Source organism: Enhygromyxa salina, assembly GCF_000737335.2.
Lineage (GTDB): Bacteria > Myxococcota_A > Polyangia > Nannocystales > Nannocystaceae > Plesiocystis > Plesiocystis salina_C.
Genome location: NZ_JMCC02000093.1, coordinates 1 through 17395, shown reverse-complemented (window position 1 = coordinate 17395; position 17395 = coordinate 1). Strand labels below are relative to the sequence as shown.

16 protein-coding genes are annotated in these 17395 nt (G+C 65.6%); 8 read left to right on the top strand and 8 right to left on the bottom strand.

The window, feature by feature from the left end:
- The first annotated feature begins 152 nt into the window (after positions 1-152).
- The 3 genes from DB30_RS30285 to DB30_RS30275 are packed head-to-tail and all read left to right on the top strand — an operon-like array spanning position 153 to position 5670.
- Positions 153-1298 (top strand): efflux RND transporter periplasmic adaptor subunit, encoded by a 1146-nt coding sequence (locus DB30_RS30285; protein ID WP_052555532.1) that lies wholly within the window; start codon positions 153-155, stop codon positions 1296-1298.
- A 38-nt stretch (positions 1299-1336) separates the two neighbouring features.
- Positions 1337-4423, top strand: a complete 3087-nt coding sequence (locus DB30_RS30280) for an efflux RND transporter permease subunit (protein ID WP_052555531.1) — start codon at positions 1337-1339, stop codon at positions 4421-4423.
- A complete protein-coding gene (locus tag DB30_RS30275; RefSeq protein ID WP_052555529.1) occupies positions 4420-5670 on the top strand; it encodes a TolC family protein in 1251 nt (416 codons plus the stop codon). Before DB30_RS30280 ends, DB30_RS30275 begins: the two co-directional genes overlap by 4 nt.
- Here the strand turns inward: DB30_RS30275 and DB30_RS30270 are convergent.
- Positions 5640-7031 carry a sensor histidine kinase gene (locus DB30_RS30270; protein WP_052555527.1) on the bottom strand — a complete coding sequence of 464 codons (1392 nt, stop codon included), beginning with the start codon at positions 7029-7031 and terminating at the stop codon, positions 5640-5642. The two genes, DB30_RS30275 and DB30_RS30270, sit on opposite strands and share 31 nt — an antisense overlap.
- The gene (locus tag DB30_RS30265; RefSeq protein ID WP_052555525.1) at positions 7028-7696 is read right to left on the bottom strand and encodes a response regulator transcription factor; all 669 of its coding nucleotides are present in this window, start codon (positions 7694-7696) and stop codon (positions 7028-7030) included. Before DB30_RS30265 ends, DB30_RS30270 begins: the two co-directional genes overlap by 4 nt.
- Positions 7697-7935: 239 nt before the next feature.
- Between DB30_RS30265 and DB30_RS30260 the strand changes: the two genes are divergently transcribed.
- The gene (locus DB30_RS30260) at positions 7936-8250 is read left to right on the top strand and encodes a helix-turn-helix transcriptional regulator (protein ID WP_165704021.1); all 315 of its coding nucleotides are present in this window, start codon (positions 7936-7938) and stop codon (positions 8248-8250) included.
- Between the two features lie 26 nt (positions 8251-8276).
- Here DB30_RS30260 and DB30_RS41805 read toward each other — a convergent pair whose 3' ends face one another.
- On the bottom strand, positions 8277-9074 hold the full coding sequence (locus DB30_RS41805) for a di-heme-cytochrome C peroxidase (RefSeq protein WP_205633106.1): 798 nt from the start codon (positions 9072-9074) through the stop codon (positions 8277-8279).
- 103 nt (positions 9075-9177) lie between these two features.
- On the opposite strand from DB30_RS41805, the gene DB30_RS30250 reads away from it, so the two are divergent.
- Positions 9178-10167, top strand: a complete 990-nt coding sequence (locus tag DB30_RS30250; RefSeq protein WP_052555519.1) for a hypothetical protein — start codon at positions 9178-9180, stop codon at positions 10165-10167.
- Positions 10168-10547: 380 nt separating this feature from the next.
- Positions 10548-11429, top strand: a complete 882-nt coding sequence (locus tag DB30_RS30245; protein WP_052555516.1) for a hypothetical protein — start codon at positions 10548-10550, stop codon at positions 11427-11429.
- Positions 11430-11606: 177 nt separating this feature from the next.
- On the opposite strand, the gene DB30_RS42865 is transcribed toward DB30_RS30245, so the two are convergent.
- The 4 genes from DB30_RS42865 to DB30_RS30230 form a co-directional block, all read right to left on the bottom strand.
- Positions 11607-11735, bottom strand: a complete 129-nt coding sequence (locus DB30_RS42865) for a hypothetical protein (protein WP_276204393.1) — start codon at positions 11733-11735, stop codon at positions 11607-11609.
- A 453-nt stretch (positions 11736-12188) separates the two neighbouring features.
- Entirely contained in the window at positions 12189-12524 is a 336-nt protein-coding gene (locus DB30_RS30240) for a hypothetical protein (protein WP_052555512.1), read from the bottom strand.
- 623 nt (positions 12525-13147) lie between these two features.
- On the bottom strand, positions 13148-13510 hold the full coding sequence (locus tag DB30_RS30235; RefSeq protein ID WP_052555511.1) for a hypothetical protein: 363 nt from the start codon (positions 13508-13510) through the stop codon (positions 13148-13150).
- A 28-nt stretch (positions 13511-13538) separates the two neighbouring features.
- Entirely contained in the window at positions 13539-14630 is a 1092-nt protein-coding gene (locus tag DB30_RS30230) for a hypothetical protein (RefSeq protein ID WP_205633105.1), read from the bottom strand.
- Positions 14631-14988: 358 nt separating this feature from the next.
- Here DB30_RS30230 and DB30_RS30225 point away from each other — a divergent pair, with 358 nt between their 5' ends.
- Positions 14989-15672 carry a TetR/AcrR family transcriptional regulator gene (locus tag DB30_RS30225; RefSeq protein WP_052555506.1) on the top strand — a complete coding sequence of 228 codons (684 nt, stop codon included), beginning with the start codon at positions 14989-14991 and terminating at the stop codon, positions 15670-15672.
- A gap of 155 nt (positions 15673-15827) precedes the next feature.
- On the opposite strand, the gene DB30_RS30220 is transcribed toward DB30_RS30225, so the two are convergent.
- Positions 15828-16337: a hypothetical protein gene (locus tag DB30_RS30220; RefSeq protein WP_052555504.1), complete on the bottom strand. Its 510-nt coding sequence runs from the start codon at positions 16335-16337 to the stop codon at positions 15828-15830.
- A 520-nt stretch (positions 16338-16857) separates the two neighbouring features.
- On the opposite strand from DB30_RS30220, the gene DB30_RS30215 reads away from it, so the two are divergent.
- Positions 16858-17395: hypothetical protein (locus DB30_RS30215; protein ID WP_146661265.1), on the top strand; the 538-nt coding region annotated here is incomplete at its 3' end.

Genomic DNA, 17395 nt, shown 5'->3' with positions numbered 1-17395 from the left:
GCGCAAAGACTGTCGTGTCTCGCCAGTGTTGCAGGCTGCCGAGCTGGGGCAGGGGGGTCCCAAAGACCGGAGGCCCGCAATCAACGCATCCTTACGACAAAATAATGTCGAGGTAAGGCCGGTGACCGCTCGCGTCGCCTAGGTTGGCGGCTGTGAGCTCGTTCAAGCCATGGACCGCCGTCTCGCTGATGTTCGTTGTTGGCCTCGTACCGCTGGTCACGACCGCCTGCGCCCGCGCTGCGACCGCTGAGATCGAGCTCGAGCAGGGCCCCTATCGGCTCGTCGAGCCGGACGTGCTCGAGGTCCGGGCCGACGTGCTCGAGCGCCTGCGCTTTCGAACGGTCGAGCGCGCGAAGGTGCGACCGCGGGCCGAGGGATTCGGAGCGCTCGAGTTCGCCGCAGACGCGTCCTACGCCGTCCGCGTCCCCGTCTCTGCGTTTGTCGAGCGTGTCCACGTGGTGGTCGGTGAGCGCGTCGAGCCGGGCGATCCGCTGCTGACCGTGCGCAGCAGCGAGATCGCCCGGCTCCGGGCCGAGGTTCGCCGCCTTCAAGCCGAGGCGGCGTCCGAGCGTGACGCCGTCGAACGCTTCGAGCGACTGGTCGAGGGCGGCGCCGCGTCGAAGCGCGAGCTGGTCGAGGCCCAAGCGCGGTTGAACGCGCTCTCCGCCGAGATCGCCGGATTGCGAGAGATCCTGTCTGCCGTCCAGGCCGGGATGACCGGTCACAATCGCCTGACGATTCGCGCGTCGGCTGCCGGACAGATCCTGGCTCGCAACGTCGAGCCCGGCGAGCGGATCGGTCCCGACGACGACGAGGCGGCGGTCGTGATCGGCGACGGCGAGCAGCTCGTCGTCCGCGCGTCGTTTCCCGAGCGCTACGCTCCCAGCCTCAGCCGCGGCGCATCATGTTGGTACTCGATCCCCGCGCTCGGATCCAAGCGCTTCGAAGGCACGCTCACCCAGGTCTCGCTGGCTGTCGACGACGAGACGCGTACGGCCTCCGCGTTTTGCCGCTCCGAGGATCCGAGCACCGAGCTCCGCGCTCGGATGGTCGCGCGCGTCGAGGTCGAGCTCGGTGACGACGCGACCTTGCTGATCCCGCGCGACGTCGTGCTCCTTCGGCGCGACCGCTTCGTCGCCTTCGTCCGGGTCGGTGAAGGTCGTCTCGAGCGGCGCGAGCTCGAGCTCGGTGCGCGAATCGGCCCCGATATTCAGGTGCTGTCCGGCCTGTCCGCCGGCGAGAGCGTGGTCGATCAAGGCGCGGTGTTGCTCGACGGCGAGCTCGATCGATTGCTGTGACCTCGATCGAGTCAACACTTTGAGGTCGGGAGAAAGATATGCTCGAACGAGTCGTCGCTTTTGCAGTAAACCGTTGGCTGCTCGTCCTTGGCGTCACGCTGATCGTTGCGATCTACGGGTGGCAATGCTTTCGAGCGCTCCCCGTCGAGGCCTTCCCCGACGTCACCGACCCGATGGTCGAGGTCGTGGGCATCTACCCCGGACAAGCAGCCGAAGAGGTCGAACAGCGGGTCACGATCGAGCTCGAGCGGTCGCTCGCAGGCACCCCCGGGCTGATCGACCTTCGCTCGGTCTCGGTGTTTGGCCTCTCGCTGGTGTCCCTGACCTTCAACGAGCAATACTCATCGTTTCAGCTCCGGACCATGGTCGCGGAGCGGCTCGCCCAGGTCGAGCTCCCCGAGTCGGCCTATGCCGAGATGGGGCCGCAGGCGACACCCGTCGGGCAGATCTATCGCTACACCGTTCGCGGCCCACGGAGCCTGCGCGAGCTTCGGTCGGTGCAACAATTCACGATTGAGCCGCGGCTTCGGGCGGTGCCGGGGGTCGCCGACGTCGTCACCTTTGGTGGCTATGAGCGGCGCTACGTCGTTCGCGTCGACCCTGATCGACTGGCCGCCTATGGGATCTCCGCGGTCGAGATCCACGACGCGCTCGCGCGCAGCAACCGGAACGCGGGCGGCGGCTACGTCGGCGTCGGGGGCCAGGAGTTCGTCGTCCGCGGGCTCGGTGTCGCAACCACGCCCGAGCAGCTCGGTCTCGCCGTCGTCCGGGAGATCGAAGGTGTGCCGGTTCGGGTGATGGATGTCGCGGACATCGTCGAGGGCTCGACCCCGCGGCGTGGCGCCGTCGGTCTCGATCGAGTCGACGACGTGGTCGAGGGCATCGTGTTCTTGCGCCGCGGCGAGAACCCGAGCGAGGTCCTAGACGCGCTCCGGGATCGAATCAACCAGCTCAACCGTGAGGTGCTCCCAGACGAGGTCGAGATCGTCCCATTCTATGATCGTCAAGAGCTCGTCGACGCCACGCTCGAGACCGTTGGCAAGAACCTGGCCGAGGGTCTGCTGCTGGTGCTGCTGGTCGTGTACCTGTTCTTGCGCAACGGTCGCGCGGTCCTGATCGTCGCGATCGTGATCCCGCTGTCGATGCTGTCGGCGTTCATTGGTCTCCACGCGATGGGCCTGTCGGCCAACTTGATCTCGCTTGGCGCGATCGACTTTGGAATCCTCGTCGACGGGGCGGTCATCGTCATCGAGGCGACGCTCCACGCCCTGCCCAAGCCGCGGCCGGCGGGCGTGAAGCGAGAGGAGGTGCTTCGGCGGACGGTCGTCGGGGTCGCGCGACCGGTGTTCTTCTCGCTGTTGATCATCATGGTCGCGCTCACGCCGATCTTCACCCTCGAGCGGGTCGAAGGGCGGATCTTCGCGCCGATGGCCTTTACCTACGGCTTCGCGCTGCTCGGGGCGCTCGTGGCCGCGCTGGTCGTGGTCCCGGCGCTCGAGAGCGCGTTGATGTCCGATCGTGTCGAGAGCCGCGAGCCGCGGTGGTTGGCGGCGCTCGGTCGCGGATACGTCCGGGCCTTGCGCGCCGCCAACCGCCGCCGGCTGACGGTGCTCGCGATCTTGCCGCTCGCGACGGTCGCGCTGCTTGGCTCGGCCCGTGACATCGGCAGCGAGTTCTTGCCGGAGCTCAACGAGGGCGGCTTCTACATCACCTCTGTGTTTCCATCGACGATCTCTCTCGACGAGACGGGCGGGCACGTGTCCGAGATCCGGGAGCGGATCCTGACCGTCCCGGAGGTCCGGGGCGTGCTCTCGCACATCGGCCGGCCCGAGGACGCGACCCAGGCCGAGGGACCCAACAACGCCGAGTTCTTCGTCAAGCTCGCGCGCGAACGAGAGTGGCGACCGGGGGTTGATCGCAAGGTCCTCGAGGATGAGATTCGTGCTGCGCTCGCGCCGATCCCCGGGGTCCAGCACAACTTCTCCCAGCCGATCACCGATCGCGTGTTCGAGACCATCTCCGGCATCATCGGACAGGTCGTCGTCAAGGTTCACGGCGACGACATCGAGCAGCTCACACACACGGCCGAGGAGGTCCGGGCCGCGCTCGCCGAGGTCGAGGGGGTCACCGATCTCGCGCTCTATCAGGCCGGCTCGATTCCGCAGCTGCGAATCGACATCGACCGCGAGGAGCTCGCGCGCCGAGGGCTGACGATCGACGACGTGCAGACCACAGTCTCGATCGCCCTTGGCGGCGCCATTGCGACCGAGCTGTGGAACGGCTCGCAGCGCTACTCGGTCGCGCTCGCGTTGCCGCAGGGCGTGCGGGCCGATCCCGGGGCGCTGGCCCGCCTGACCATCACACAGACCAACGGACCGCCGATCCAGCTCGGCGACGTCGCCAAGCTGAGCACCCCGCTCGGGCGCACGTCGATCTGGCGCGAGGACTTCTCTCGCTTTGTCGCCGTCAAGTTCAACGTCCGTGGCCGGGACCTCGGCAGCACCGTCGCCGATGTCCGCGAGACCCTTGAACAACTCCAGATGCCGGAGGGCGTGTATCCGTCGTTGTCGGGCGAATTCGAGAACAAGGATCGGGCGTTGAAGCGCCTGGCGATCACCTTTCCCATCGCGATGCTGGCGATCTGCGGCCTGTTGTTCGCCAACTTCGGTCGTGCGCGTCCGGTCCTGTGCTTGATCGCCTTCTTGCCGGTCGCGCTGGCCGGCGCCGTCGCGGGTCTGAACATGAGCGGCGAGAACTTCTCGGTCAGCGGCGCGGTTGGTTGTATTGCGCTGTTGGGTCAGCTCGTGCTCGCGGGGGTGATCATCTGCTCGGCGATCGATCGTCGCGCGGCCGAGGGCGTCGGGCCCGAGCGCGCCATGCTCGAGGGCGCGCGAGCGGCCTTTCGTCCGGTCTTGCTGACCTGCTCGCTCGCGCTGCTTGGGCTGGTCCCGGCGGCGCTCGCCCACGGCATGGGCAGCGAGACCCAGCGCCCCTTTGCGATCGCAATCGTCGCGGGCCTGCTGACCGTGACCCCAGCTTTGATGCTCTTGCTCCCGCTGCTCTACGGTGGCGGGCGGCCCTCGTCCATCGCCGACTCCACGACCCGTCCGAGGCTTGATCCATGATGCAGGCGTTGTTGTTCTCCCTCGTCCTTGGCTTCGGACCTGCAGAAGGGCCCGGACCTCGCCCAAGCGAGGCCGATCGGGTCGACGATCCCCGCTTCACCCTCGAGCAGGCCTTGGCCGCGATGGACGAAGGCCACCCCTTGCTTCAGGCCGGCGGCGCCGAGGTCGACGCGGCCCGGGCCCGGGTTCGGTCCGCGAGGCTGTGGACGAACCCGCAGTTCGACCTCGACTATATGTGGGGCGTTCGCGCGACGAGCTACGACCCGGCCGGCTCGTGGATCGGCTCGATCGGTCAGTTCATCGAGCTCAGCGGCGCGCCCCAGGCCCGAGGTCGGGTCGCCCGCCACGAGCTCGGCGCGACGCGGGCGGATCTCGACGACATCCGCATGAGCCTCGCCTACGATGTCGAGGTTGCGATGATCGAGCTTCGGGCGCGCGTCGACGAGGTCGCGGTTCTCGACCAAAACATCGCGGACTTCGAGCATGGGCTGGCGATCGTCCGCGCTCGCGTCGAGGCCGGTGTGATCTCGACCTACGATGAGACCCGGACCCTGCTCGCGCTCGCCCAAGCCAAGGCCGCGCTCGCCCAAGCCAAGGCCGCGGCGCTCGATGCCCGCGAGCAGCTCGCCCTCGCGGCCGGCCCGCTCGCCGCTCGCTTGCAGGGGCAGCCGGATATCGAGCTTGATGTCGCGCGTCCTCTGCCGCCCCTCGACGGCCTCCGCGATGCTCAGGTCCAGCGTCCGGATCTCGTCGCCAACCGAGCGATCGCCGACGCGGCCTCGGCGAAGGTCGACCTCGCTCGCCGCGAGGTCATGCCCGGGATCGGCCTTCGGGTGCTCGCCGGATTCGGCCAGGGCCCCGGGCAGGTCGACTTTGGCTTCGGAGTCAGCGTCCCCTTGCCGGTCGTCCAGCGCGGCCAAGCGGCGATCCCCGAGGCCCAGGCCACGGCCCGGGCCGCGCATGCACGCTCGAGCGCGGCTCAGATCGCGGCGGAGCAACAGCTGGAGCTCGCCCACCAACGCGCCGAGCTCCTGCGCGACCGAAGCCAGGCCTTCGCCGTCACGCAGCCGCTCGCCGAGCGACTCAAGGCTCAGGCCGAGCTCGCCTACACCGATGGACAGATCGAGATCATCGGGCTCATGGACGCCTACCTGGCCGTCCGGGATCAAGGGCTACGCGAGATCGTGCTCGCGCTCGATGCTCACCTGGCCGAGGTTCAGCTTCGCCGGCTCGCCGGCGCGCGCTGAGCTTCAGCACCCTCCAGAGGTAGGCGCAGGACGAAGCAGGCGCCGGGGCCGGGGCCGGGGTCAAGCTCGAGGGTGCCGCCATGCTGGGTCGTGATCTCGAGGGCGATGGCGAGGCCGAGACCGCTGCCCGGGTGCTCGCTCGCGCGCTCGCGACTCCCACGAAAGAAGGGCTGAAAGATCTGCTCGGCGTCGCTCTGGCTGACGCCGGTCCCGTGGTCGCGGACCTTCAGCACCGCGCACGAGCCCTCGCTGCGCCCCTCGACTTCGACCACGTCGCCCGCACAGGAGTGGCTGATCGCGTTCTCCAGCAAGTTGCGAACGAGGCGAGCGAGGTCCATGTAGTTGCCATGGACCACCATCGCCTCGACTTGCACGGCGACTCGCACGTCCTTGGCCCGCGCCTGAACGCCGATCATGTCCTGGGCCTCAGCACAGATCTGCTCGAGGTTGACCGGCGCGCGCGGGCTCTCGGAGACGTGGCCGACCCGCGCGAGGGCCAGCAGATCATCGGCGAGCGCCATGAGCCGCCGGGTCGAGACCAGCGCGCCCTCGATCGCCTCGCGGTATTGCTCGGCGTCTCGCGCACGTCGGACCGCGTGGGACAGCTCGCCGTACAAGGTAGCGAGGGGAGAGCGAAGCTCGTGGGCGGCGTGGGTGATGAACTCCGATTGATGCCGAAGCAAGAGCTCGATGCGCCCGATCATGTCGTCGATGTCGCTGGCGAGCTGGATGATCTCCGGAGCGGCCCGGACCTCGCCAACGCGGGCGGTCATGTCCTTGTCGGAGATTCGGCGCACGACCTGGGCGATGCGCTCATGAATGCGAGTGAGGCGGCGGACGACCCCCGAGGTCAGCAAGATCGTGCTCACGAACGCGAGCGCGAACACCAGGCCGAGGGCCCGGCTGAGGATGCGCGCGTCATTGTCCAGGTCATCGCGCGGCGCGGCCAGCAGCAGCAGCGTCCCCGGGTGCCCCTGGACCTCGGTGACCAGGCCGCGCAGGTGCTGCCCATGGATCCGCAGGTTTCCGTTGGGGCTGGGCAGATCGTCGATCGCCGGGAACTCGCCGTTCCAGGCGAGCGACGCGTCGAGCACTCGTCCCTCGGCGTCGTAGAGCACCGCGTACTTGGTCAGGGGCCCGATATCGTCGGGGCTTGGCCCGAGGCGAGGCGAGATGCGGAGGTGCTCGCCGCCGGCTTCGGCGATCTCGCTGACCTCCTCGAGCGCCTCACGCTGCAGCGCGTCGTCGAACTGACGCTGCTGACTCGCGTTGACGATGTGTGCGACGGCGAGGAAGGCGAGGGCGATCACCGTGAGGTTGACCGCGGCCACGGTCCCGACGACTCGGCTGCGAAAGCTCATGGTTGTTGCTGGGTTCGCAGCCGGTAGCCCTTGCCGCGCACGGTCTCGATCATCGTCGCGTGCGCGCCCAATTTGTCGCGCAGGCGGCTAATGTGAACTTCGATCATGTTCGACTCTGGGTCGAAGTTCATGCCCCAGACGCGCGACAAGATCGCCGACCGGGTCACGACCTGATCGGCTCGAAGGGCGAGGTGGACCAGCAGCGCCATCTCGCGCACGGTCAGCTCGATCACGCGGCCGTCGAGGGTCGCTCGCCGTTCGAGTCGATCGATCTGCAGCGGCCCAGCCACGAGCACGCCCTCGCTGACCGAGCGGCGGAGGACCGCGTAGAGTCGCGCGAGGAGCTCTTCGATCTCGAAGGGCTTGACGAGGTAGTCGTCCGCGCCCGCGCGAAGGCCAAGGACCCGCTCGTTGAGCTCGCCGCGGGCCGTGAGCATCAAGATCGGGATCCCGGAGCCCCGCTCACGCAGCGTACGGCACACACTCACGCCGTCGATGTCCGGCAGCATCCAGTCGAGCACCACCGCGTCGTAGACACCGCTGAGGGCTCGGGTGATGGCCTCGCCACCTTCAGCGCACGAGTCGGCGACGTAGTCCTCCTCGATGAGCACGCGGACGAGGAAGCGCGCGAGCTTGGCGTCGTCTTCGACGACGAGGATCTTCACGTGAGCCTCCCGAGCATTGGGCCCAAGATAGCAAGCGAGACGGCAGCGAGGCGGGTCCGCGGTAGGCGCGGTTGCGCTCACCGTTCGTCGCGGCTGAGCGCGCGCACGAGCGGGCATGCGGCTGACGCGGCTCATGTATATTCGAAGAAAGTGAGCCGCAACTGCCCCGTCCGAACCCTTCTGGCGATCGTCGAGTTTGCCACGAGAGCCGCGGCTTTCTCCACGTGGTGATGCGCTGCATGACGGACGAGCTGCCGGATCGGGAGCCGACTGTCGCGGTGATCGCAGACAAGCTGCACATGAGCGGGCGCAGCCTCCAGCGCCGGCTGCATCAGGAAGGGACCAGCTTCACCGCGGTCCTCACCGACCTGCGCCGCGACCGGGCCCTTCGCTACCTGAAGGACCGGCGGATATCCATCAGCGAGGTCGCGTTCTTGCTGGGCTACCTCGACGTGAGCGCGTTCCATCGCTCGTTCAAGCGATGGACCGGGACGACGCCGCAGGAGTACAGGTTGACCGCGCGCGGCAACCGAGCGCTCGGCTCAAACGTGTAGGAGCAGCTCGGCGCTCGTAGGCATGCTCAGAGCGTCTTGAGGTACTCGACGAGCGCCCAGCGGTCCGCGTCGGACAGCGTCACCCCGTACTCGTGCCCGCCGTTGCCGTTGCCGGTCACGGAGGTGTCGACCACGAAGGGCTCGTCGCCCTCGCTCACGAAGCCGACCTTGTTCGGATCGAACTCGCGTCGGCCAAGGACGAACTTCGTCGGACGCGAAGCGGGCGGCAACAGCAGGTCATAGAGGGTGGGGACCGAGCCGTTGTGAAGGTAGGGCGCGGTGGCCCAGATACCGTTGAGCGGACGCGCCTTGTAGGACAAGAACTCGGCGTTCGGCTGTTCGGCGGTGGCCTTGTGGTAGTCGCCCTGCTTTTCGCTCTCTTCGATCCCGTTGGCTTTGGCGTTGACCATGGCGGCCGCGGCCGCCGCCCGCTGGGCGGACAACGAACCACCCGAGAGAGCTCCGCCGCCGCCGCGATCGGCGGGGGAAGGGGCGGCTTCTCTGGCTGTGCGCCGCAGCCAGCCAGCGAACAGAACAAGAGGAGACCCGTGGATGCGTAGCTTCGAATCATGTCGTACTCCAGAGCGATGGTCACCGCCGGGTTCAGCAGGGCGATGAGTCCATATGACCGACGGCAACGAGTGCTTGTCCGTCGAAGTGGCTCCAAGCGACGATATCGTGAGTTGGCTGGTCTTCGTATTGCCGATCGCGCCAAAAGTCTTGACCGAGCACGCCAGCGCAGCGCGTGCCCGGCCAGTGTCGAATAAATTCGACACGAGATTCGAGGTGATTCGTCGGCCGGTTCCCGGGTTGACGGAGCGCATGGCGTCGACCTGGGCCGCATGCTCACACCGCCTCAGCCCACGAAATCGCGGCGCAACCTGGCAACCGCTGGCAATGGTCGATCGCGGTGCAAGAGTGGCAACGATGCCAAGCGCGACCTTGCTCCTCGCTACCGCGATCACCTCATCCCTGGGCTTTTCGGCGCCGCCGAGCGAGTCCTCCTCGCAGAGCGAGCCGCCCCCTTCGCCGCCGGCCGAGTCCGAGCCCACGACCCGGCGTGAGCGCGCTGGCAAGGCGCCGATCGGCGTTCGCTTGAAGGCGATCGCGGAGCTCGGGGCGCTCGGTGTTGTCAGCCACCATCTTCAGCTCGACGCGGACGGCACCTACTTCGACCTGCGTCGCGACGGCCGGCAAGACACCATGTTCTTGTTTGGCCGGCTCGCGGCCGAGCTCGAGATCGACGATCACCACGAGATCGTCTTGCTGTTTCAACCGCTGCGCCTCGGCACCCAGACCGTGCTAGAGGACGACCTGGTCGCCGACGGTGTCACGTTCCCAGCCACCACTGGGGTCGACTTGTTGTACAGCTTCGACTTCTACCGGGTCAGCTATGCCTACGACTTCTTCACCGACCCCGGCGATGAGCTAGCGATCGGGTTCTCGATGCAGTTTCGGAATTTTCGGTCCTCATATGTCTCGACCGACGGCGACCAGGCCGTGGTCAGCACCAACTTCGGTCCGGTCCCCGCGATCAAGCTGCGCGGCCGCCATCAGCTCGACACCGCCAACTTCTGGTACGGAGCCGAGGTCGACGGCTTTTACGCCAACCTTCCATTCATCAACGGCGGCGATGATCCGATCGAGGGCCTGATCCTCGACGCCAGCGTGCGCGCTGGCGTCACCGTGGCCAAGGTCATCAAGCCCTACTTGAACGTCCGCTACCTCGGCGGTGGCTCGCGCGGGACCTCCTCGGACAACGACGGGTTTGGGGACGGCTACACCAGCAACTGGCTGCATACCGTGGCGGTCTCGCTGGGGGCCGAGGTTGCGATCCCGGTCATCGTTGGCGACCGCGCTGCCCGTGATCGCGAGATCGCCGCGCGCAAGGCCAAGCGCAAGGCCAAGCGAAACTAGCGATCCAGCTTTGCTGCGCGCGTCTGCATTTTTCGAGTAGGTTCGCGCGCAATGCAGGTGCTCTTGCTCGCCAACGCCGTCGCCCGAGCGGGGGGCGGGTTCGGAATGTCGCGCCTGTCCGGGGGACCTACGACACGGAGTGCGCGCTGGTGCTCGGGCCGGGCGAGCCCGGATCAACCGACCGTTCAGGTGTTCTAGGCGCATGGTGCCCGCAGGCAGTGGACATCGGTGGCGCGGACGCGGTTGGCGGTTCTATCAGCCCTTCGCAGCGGAGGGGGGCGTCGGGTACACAGCCCGGGCGAAGGTGCGACCGTTGTGCGATAGTCAGCATCTCGATGTCGGCTAGCGAACATTCGTCGACGCGCGCGCGTCGGCGCGCAGTGAAACCCGCCCACGCCCTGCTCGGTCTGGCCACCGCGCTGGCGTGCACGGCCCCGAGTCCCGACAAGCGCGAACCAGAGCCGGCGAGCTTGGGTCATCACTCGAGTGAGCCGCCGACCTTTCCGGCGGTCACGGGCGATCAGGCCGAGTGTCAGGAGTGCACTCGAAACGACATCGGTCAGTGTCGGCTCGAGCGTCTCGGTTACTGTCCAGGTGGACCCAAGGGCACCCACGAGGCCTGCGAGTACGAGGTCGAGTGTCCCGAGAGTTGCTGCAAGCGCTTCCCGCTCGTCGGGGGCGTGGCGCTGGTTCGACCTGGCAGGTCGGTGTGGGACTTCGGCTACCAGCGCGAGCCCGTCGAGGTCGCACGGGTGCCAACGTCGAGCCGTGGGTTGTTGGTCCGCGTCATGAGTATCTACGACGATCACGTGCAGGTCCGAACCATCGGCGCCGCGACGCCGAAGGTGTGCACCAAGGTCGTCGACGACCTGCGCGGCGCGATCCTGTGGCTCGACGTGAAGCCAAGTGATCTGTCGCCTGTGCCCAAGGCGTGCAGCGCCGCCGCCTACGCGATCGGAGACCTCGACAACCAGGATTACGCTCTCCACTCCGACGGGACTTACGAGCTCGAGTTCGATCCCGCGTCCCATGGCGAGGCGAGGGTGGTCAAGGCTCGCACGCCGGTCGACTTCCCGCTGCGACCGGGCGATCAAACCGAGTTCAGCGCGGGCGTGATCATCGACTTCATCGAGCTGCCCAAGGGCGAGCCCGTCGAGTGCGACCGCAGCCGATGCTGCTATCGGCTGCCCGGGATCCTGCGCCCACGGCTGTGCTCACCGCCCAAGGCCGTTCACAACGCGCCCCAACCCCTCGACGAGTGACAGGAGCGGCGAATACACTGTTGGCTCGTGACCAAGTCTTCAGGCGTAGGTGAGCACAAGCTCGCCATCGAAGTTCGCGTTGGCGATTGTGATCCCGCGGGCATCGTATATTTCCCGCGCTTCTTCGACTTCTTTCATCAGGCCATCTCGACGCGCGCCTGGATCACGGATTTGAATTCACTCACGCGTATGGATCTGCGCCTGAAAGCCCCCCTGGTCGTCGAGCCACACAGTCCAGATCTCTCCGATTCCAGCGATGATGTTGGCTGTCCCGATGTCCGCGGTCCAGATACTGTTGGAGTACATGGGGTTGAGCCCCAGCGAAAACGCGCGCCCCAGCGGTTGACGGGCGAGGACCACTGCCTTGGCGCTCTTGCTGGAGGGCACCCCAATTGTGACGTCGTCGAGTTCCTCGTTTGGGTTTGGTGGTGGAGCGAGCCAGTGCTTTGGCTCAGGCCAGCTGAGGCTCGCTGGTTGGCTGCTGGACCCGATCACTAGCGCGGCCGCCGGAACGCACGCGGCGCCCCGAGGTCCTGGGCACAGGTCCCGTGTATACATGGGAGCGAAGCCGCGTGCACAACCGGACTCGGACATGCATTCGACGTCCCCGGCCGCACGGTTGACAGAGAAGCGGGCGCCTTGGAAGTGACTGTTGCGAACGATGAAAGTCTCGGCGGTGGTGGCAAACTCGATTTCCTCACCCGGGATCATCCATACTCCGCGATCTCGATCAGCGTGAACCGCGTGACGAGGTAGCGCTCAGGTGTCGTCAGTGATGAGTAATGTCAGCTCCAGCTGACGGCGCGCGCGGGCGCTCCAGACATCAGGCACACGCAGAAGATTGACGACGACCGACGCGGGGGTGCTCGCGTCCGCGCGCACTCGGATCGAGCTCGGTTTCAGTCGATCGAGCTCGGCTGCGAGCGCTGCGGCATCCGCTCCGGTGGCGCTGCCGTTATCGGCGCGCCACGCTCCAGAGCTGTCGAGGGCGAGCTCGAGCTCTGCGCCATGATCGGCATCCGAGGTGGTGAGCTTCAGCTCCGCGCGCAGCGGTCGAAGCAGCGCCTCGCGCTCGAACACCGCGAGCGCGAGCACTGGCCTGTGACAGCTCGCGTAGGTGGTCGCCGCGTCGACGACCCAACGAAGAGTACGAGCCGACAGGCGAGCGTTTGGGGTGAGCGAAGGGGGCTCCGCCGCCGAAGCGAGGGGGCTTTTGAAAGCCCCCTTTAAGACATCGTAGGCCCCAGTCGAGCGCGCAGCGCTTGATTCGGGGCTAGCGTGGGCTGCGCTGGCCTCGCGCGCACGCGGTGCCGATACTGGGTCACCGGAAGAGCATCGCACGCGGACATCGCGGATGCCAGAGGGCGCTCCTCGCTGCGACGACATCGCGCGGGTGCTCGCGGACTTGGGTCTCGGTCCCCGCCCGCCAGGCGGGCGTGCATCGAGTCACTGAGCCACACTATCTTTGGCAGGCCGAGTCGGGGTCGCGGGCTCACCTGACGGACACGGCGCCAACAGGTTCGTCAGCACGGCGTGGTCGTCTCGTGTGAACACGACACCGTCGACTCCGATCGTGGGCCTCGAGCTGAGCCCGCTGCGGCGCCCGTCAACGCTTGTCCTCGCTCGCTCGCCGGGCCTTGGGGGTGCTCATGATGTTGCTGTCGAAGCTGGGCAAGAATGCAGAGGCTCGTTGACACCAGCGTCGATTCGGGCAAGGGCTACCAGCCGAGCCCGACGCAGTCTGGCGTGCAATACCGGGCCAAGCACGCGCTCCCCGACTCACTGCTGCGGCGGATCGACGCTGGATGTACGCGGTCAAGTCTTTCTTCTTCATCTCCGGGTGCTTCGCCTTGGCCTCGGCGATATGGAAGTAAGCGAATGTAGATTGTCTTGACTAACTCGGAGTCGAGTATCGCGGCCGCCATCTGGGCGGGGTCGCCGGTATGCGAAGCTTCGATGATCGTCTTGGCCGTGTCCATGTCCTGCGCACTGAGGTGAAGGTTCTTGTCGCGGCGGTCGTAGTTGCTGAGCTTGTCGTCAGGGTCGGCGACCCACCGTCCGTCGTCCGTGCTCCAGTACACCGCCACTCGTTCTTGGGTGGCCGCCCGCTTAGGATTTCTTGGCTTCGTGACCGTGCTTTCCGAAGTACATGAGTTCCCAGATTGCGGGTTCGGAGATGGTTTCCGTGGGGCCGCCGCTCTTGTGGTGGGCAACATCTATCGTGCCGCTGAAGCGGGTGTAGCTGCCGTCGAAGCCCAATAGCCTCGCTGCGGCCTTTTTGAGGCCATGCAGGCTCTCAATATAGTGGGTGCGCAGGATGGTGTTGGCTCGCTGGTAGGTCAAGGTGTAAGTGTCGGTCTCGTCCGTGTAGGTGAAGGAGTGGACATTTGCTACCGGCTTGCCAGTTTCGTTGTCGGTATGGATATCGCTCTTGGCAAAGGTGACCTTGCTCTGATCGTCGGCAACCACGTGGCCGTCTTGGGCAAGCATGAACACGGTGACGGGCTTGTATCCGTACTTCTTCTCCGAGATGATCTCCGCCGTGATGAACGTATACGGCCCAGCCTTGCCGCGACCCCAGTACCAGTTGTTGACCACACTCATGAGTGGTACATTGCCCCAGTTGTGGTCGTGGTAGCCATTGCCCTGCACTGTGACCGTCTTGGATCCCACGCTGTAAGTCGCAGTCACGTCACCGTGCGGGACGGCGGGTAACCACGCGAACAGTAGCGACTCGTCATCGCCATAAAAGATATGGCCCGTCGCGGGACGCCATGGTTCGGTTCGTCCCACGAGCTTTATGTCTACGCTGACGTCCTCAATAGTCGCCGTGATGTAGTACTCGTGTAGATCGCCTCGGAACCGGTTTTGCCCGATGGTGACGTCGCACTCGTCGGACGATGAGTTGAACGTCTCTGGGTCGAAGAATGCGCGCTTGTTGAACCGTCGGCCATCCGGAAGGTCCAGGTCGATCGCTATTTGCGGCTTCAACCCGGTCCCGGGCGCCGCTAGAGGCTTCGTAGTGAAGCTGACTACGAGCGTCGCGCCGTCGTCGAGGTGGGCATCGAAGTACCACCACTCGTAGTGACCGTGCTGGGACGGGTCCGTGCGCAGACCGTCTTCGAACGGCTGAATCTCGGGAGTGAGGCCGAGCCGGGCGTAGTGAGCAGGATCCGTCGCGAGGAACGCCTTCTGAGGCACGAGTATCTCCTTGTTGATCGCGCGATCAGTCGCGCGTGTTTGTCTTATTGGAGATAAGAGACCGCCGTTCTCTTGTCAAGGCGCCGGCAGTCTGTTTCTGGTGCACGGGCCGGTGGTGCGTCGGGGCGCGCGGCGTGCTGAGCGGGTCGCGCCCTCCTCCAGACCCACGTAGATCTCCACTCCGCTCGATCTCCACTCCGCTCGGGATCATCGCGCTCAGCCCGCTACGCCGCCACTCGTCCACCCGCTTCGCCCAGACATCTTTCGTGCTCGGTGTCATGCGCGAAAGATGCGCCGGGCGTCAGGCCCCGGCTACACCGCTTCTTGAATCGGATACGGCAGTCTGTAACATGAGCGCGTGGCGATTTTTCAGCGAGCGCGTAGCCAGGAGCAGCGGGACATCAGGCGTAAATCAATCCTTGACGCGGCCGCGGCGATGCTGCTGGAGATGCCGGCTGCTGCAGTCACTCTGAGCGAGTTGAGCCGGCGTGTGGGTTTGGCGAAATCGAACGTCCTGCGGTACTTCGAGTCAAGGGAGGCTGTGCTTCTTGACCTCCTTGATGACGCTGCAAGAGAGTGGCTAGCGAACCAAGCCCCTCACGTCACCGCGAAAGTGGAGGGGGTCGTGCCGGTCGGTCAACGTATCGACGTGGTCTCTGAGTCCCTGGCCAACGGGTTTGCGGCCGAGCCTGTTCTGTCGGACCTCCTGAGCGTCCAAGCGGCGATACTCGAACGCAACGTCTCGACCCAACTTGCGATGCGGTACCGCAAGGGGGTTCTCACGAGTGTGAGTGGCCTGGCGTCCCTGTTGAGCTCCGTCCTTCCCGAGTTGGACGAAGGCCATTCGTTCGACGCAGCCAAGACACTGATTCTGCTGGTGCGCTCCATCTGGACGGAAAGCAACCCGGCTGATGCGATGAAGGCCGCCATCGCCCAGGATCCCTCCTTGTGCATGCGCAACAGCTTTGCCGTTGAGCTCAAGAACGCCTTCGAGGTGGTCCTGGCCGGTCACATTGCGCTCCAACACAACACATTGCCATGAGGACTGGACTCTGCTGCCCCGGCGAGATCAAGGCCTCGGGAGCCTCCCGACTCATGACAACCCGCCGCATCGGAGCTCGAACGTTGGCTCGAGCTGGGCTTTGGACACTCGTCGTTTGCGAAGGAGGTCTCGGCTAAGAGGGATCTGGTTTGATGCTAGGGCTCGCCGCAGCAGCAGCGGTAGTAGTTGGTCTCGGCAACATCGGGAAATGTGCACGGACTCGATATGGAGTCGCCTTCGAAGTTCGCACAGGAGCTGCCCGCCGCGTACCAGACGAACGTCGTCCCACCGTAGCAGCCATCACTCACACAGACTTTTCCCTCGCCCATACATACCTCGTCGCAGTTTGCCGGAGGATCCTCGGTGGTCACGCATTCGCTCAGTGTTGGGGCGCAGCCACCCTCGATACAACCGCCGACATTGTCCTTGATGTCGCAGACGTGACCGCACGTTCCGCAATTTTCGGGATCCGAGGACGTGTCGACGCAAAGCCCGTCGCAAAGTACCTGTCCCAATTGGCAGTTGTCGCCGTCGCCGTCGCCGTCGCCGTCGCCGTCACCGTCGCCATCGCCGGGGTCGCCATCGCCGGGGTCGCCATCGCCGGGGTCGCCATCGCCGGGGTCGCCATCGCCGGGGTCGCCGTCGCCGTCACCCGACGACGTCACTTGTCCAGGTTCTACGCAGATGTTGTCCTCACAGACGAGCGCACCCAGGCACAGACTTGCGCTGCACTCGCAATCGAGTTCCCCCGCAACACAGCCAGCGTCGGTGCCCGAGTTCCCGCCCGGGGTGCAGCTTGAAACCGACAAACCAAGCAATGCCGCAACGAGGAATCGAGTGGATATCTTGCCGTGCATCAACGGACGCTACCACGAGCCCTTTTAGGGCACAACCAGGAGTCTTCCCATGCTAGATTTTTCAGTGATATTCGATACAGTCACGGACTCCTGCGACTACGGTGCGAGGCGTGACTCGGCGCATCCTCTGAGCGAGCGGGGGGTGGGCGTGGCTGCGACCGCGAAGGTCCTGGCTGCTCGAGCCACTGGCCATCCAGACAACTGGAGTGCGGAGCTGGGTACGCAAAACAGTGTCTTTGAAGGTCGGCTAGTACCATCTGGCGGGGCAACGTGGAGCGCCGCAGAGATTGTTGGGGATGACTTCGGTATCGTATTGGGGAGCTCGAGCATGATCCCTGGTTATCGAGCGTATGTCCAGAGTCAAGAGATCGCAAACGCCACGGTTTTTGAGAAGGTCGAGGACAACGGCACGGGATACGGTGTCGGGGCGTCCGTCGTTGTCCTGGCGGAAGGTGTCGGTTTGGGGCCGCTTGAAATACAGGTTATGTCCTCTGTGGCCGGGAAGGACCGTCTTGATGTCGCCGCGGCTTATTTGTACGAGCCACAAGACGACCTGGCGAAGATTCACCTCGATGGATTGTATCCGAACATAGCCCCTGGAGATGTCGTCATCTTCGAAATTGGCGAAACAGTCATACCTGCGGTTGTGAATGCGTCAGTCATCTCGGAGAGGAAATTCGAGGGGGGCGAAGCGGAAACCATATATGTCCCAATTACGAAGCTGACGGTCTCATCCCTGTCGGCGACCGCGCTACCTCAAGGGGCTTCTTCGTTTCGTGTATGGTTCGACGCCCGTAAGGCCGGCACCATCGAGCGGATCCCAACCCTCACGGTCACCCGTGACGACATCCTCGACGGCGCCCACC

Coding starts and splice junctions, on each gene's coding strand:
- DB30_RS30270 (WP_052555527.1), bottom strand. CDS start 7,031: ATGAGCTTTCGCAGCCGAGTCGTCGGGACCGTGGCCGCGGTCAACCTC.
- DB30_RS30250 (WP_052555519.1), top strand. CDS start 9,178: ATGCCAAGCGCGACCTTGCTCCTCGCTACCGCGATCACCTCATCCCTG.
- DB30_RS30280 (WP_052555531.1), top strand. CDS start 1,337: ATGCTCGAACGAGTCGTCGCTTTTGCAGTAAACCGTTGGCTGCTCGTC.
- DB30_RS42865 (WP_276204393.1), bottom strand. CDS start 11,735: ATGTACTCCAACAGTATCTGGACCGCGGACATCGGGACAGCCAACATC.
- DB30_RS30275 (WP_052555529.1), top strand. CDS start 4,420: ATGATGCAGGCGTTGTTGTTCTCCCTCGTCCTTGGCTTCGGACCTGCA.
- DB30_RS30260 (WP_165704021.1), top strand. CDS start 7,936: ATGACGGACGAGCTGCCGGATCGGGAGCCGACTGTCGCGGTGATCGCA.
- DB30_RS41805 (WP_205633106.1), bottom strand. CDS start 9,074: ATGCGCTCCGTCAACCCGGGAACCGGCCGACGAATCACCTCGAATCTC.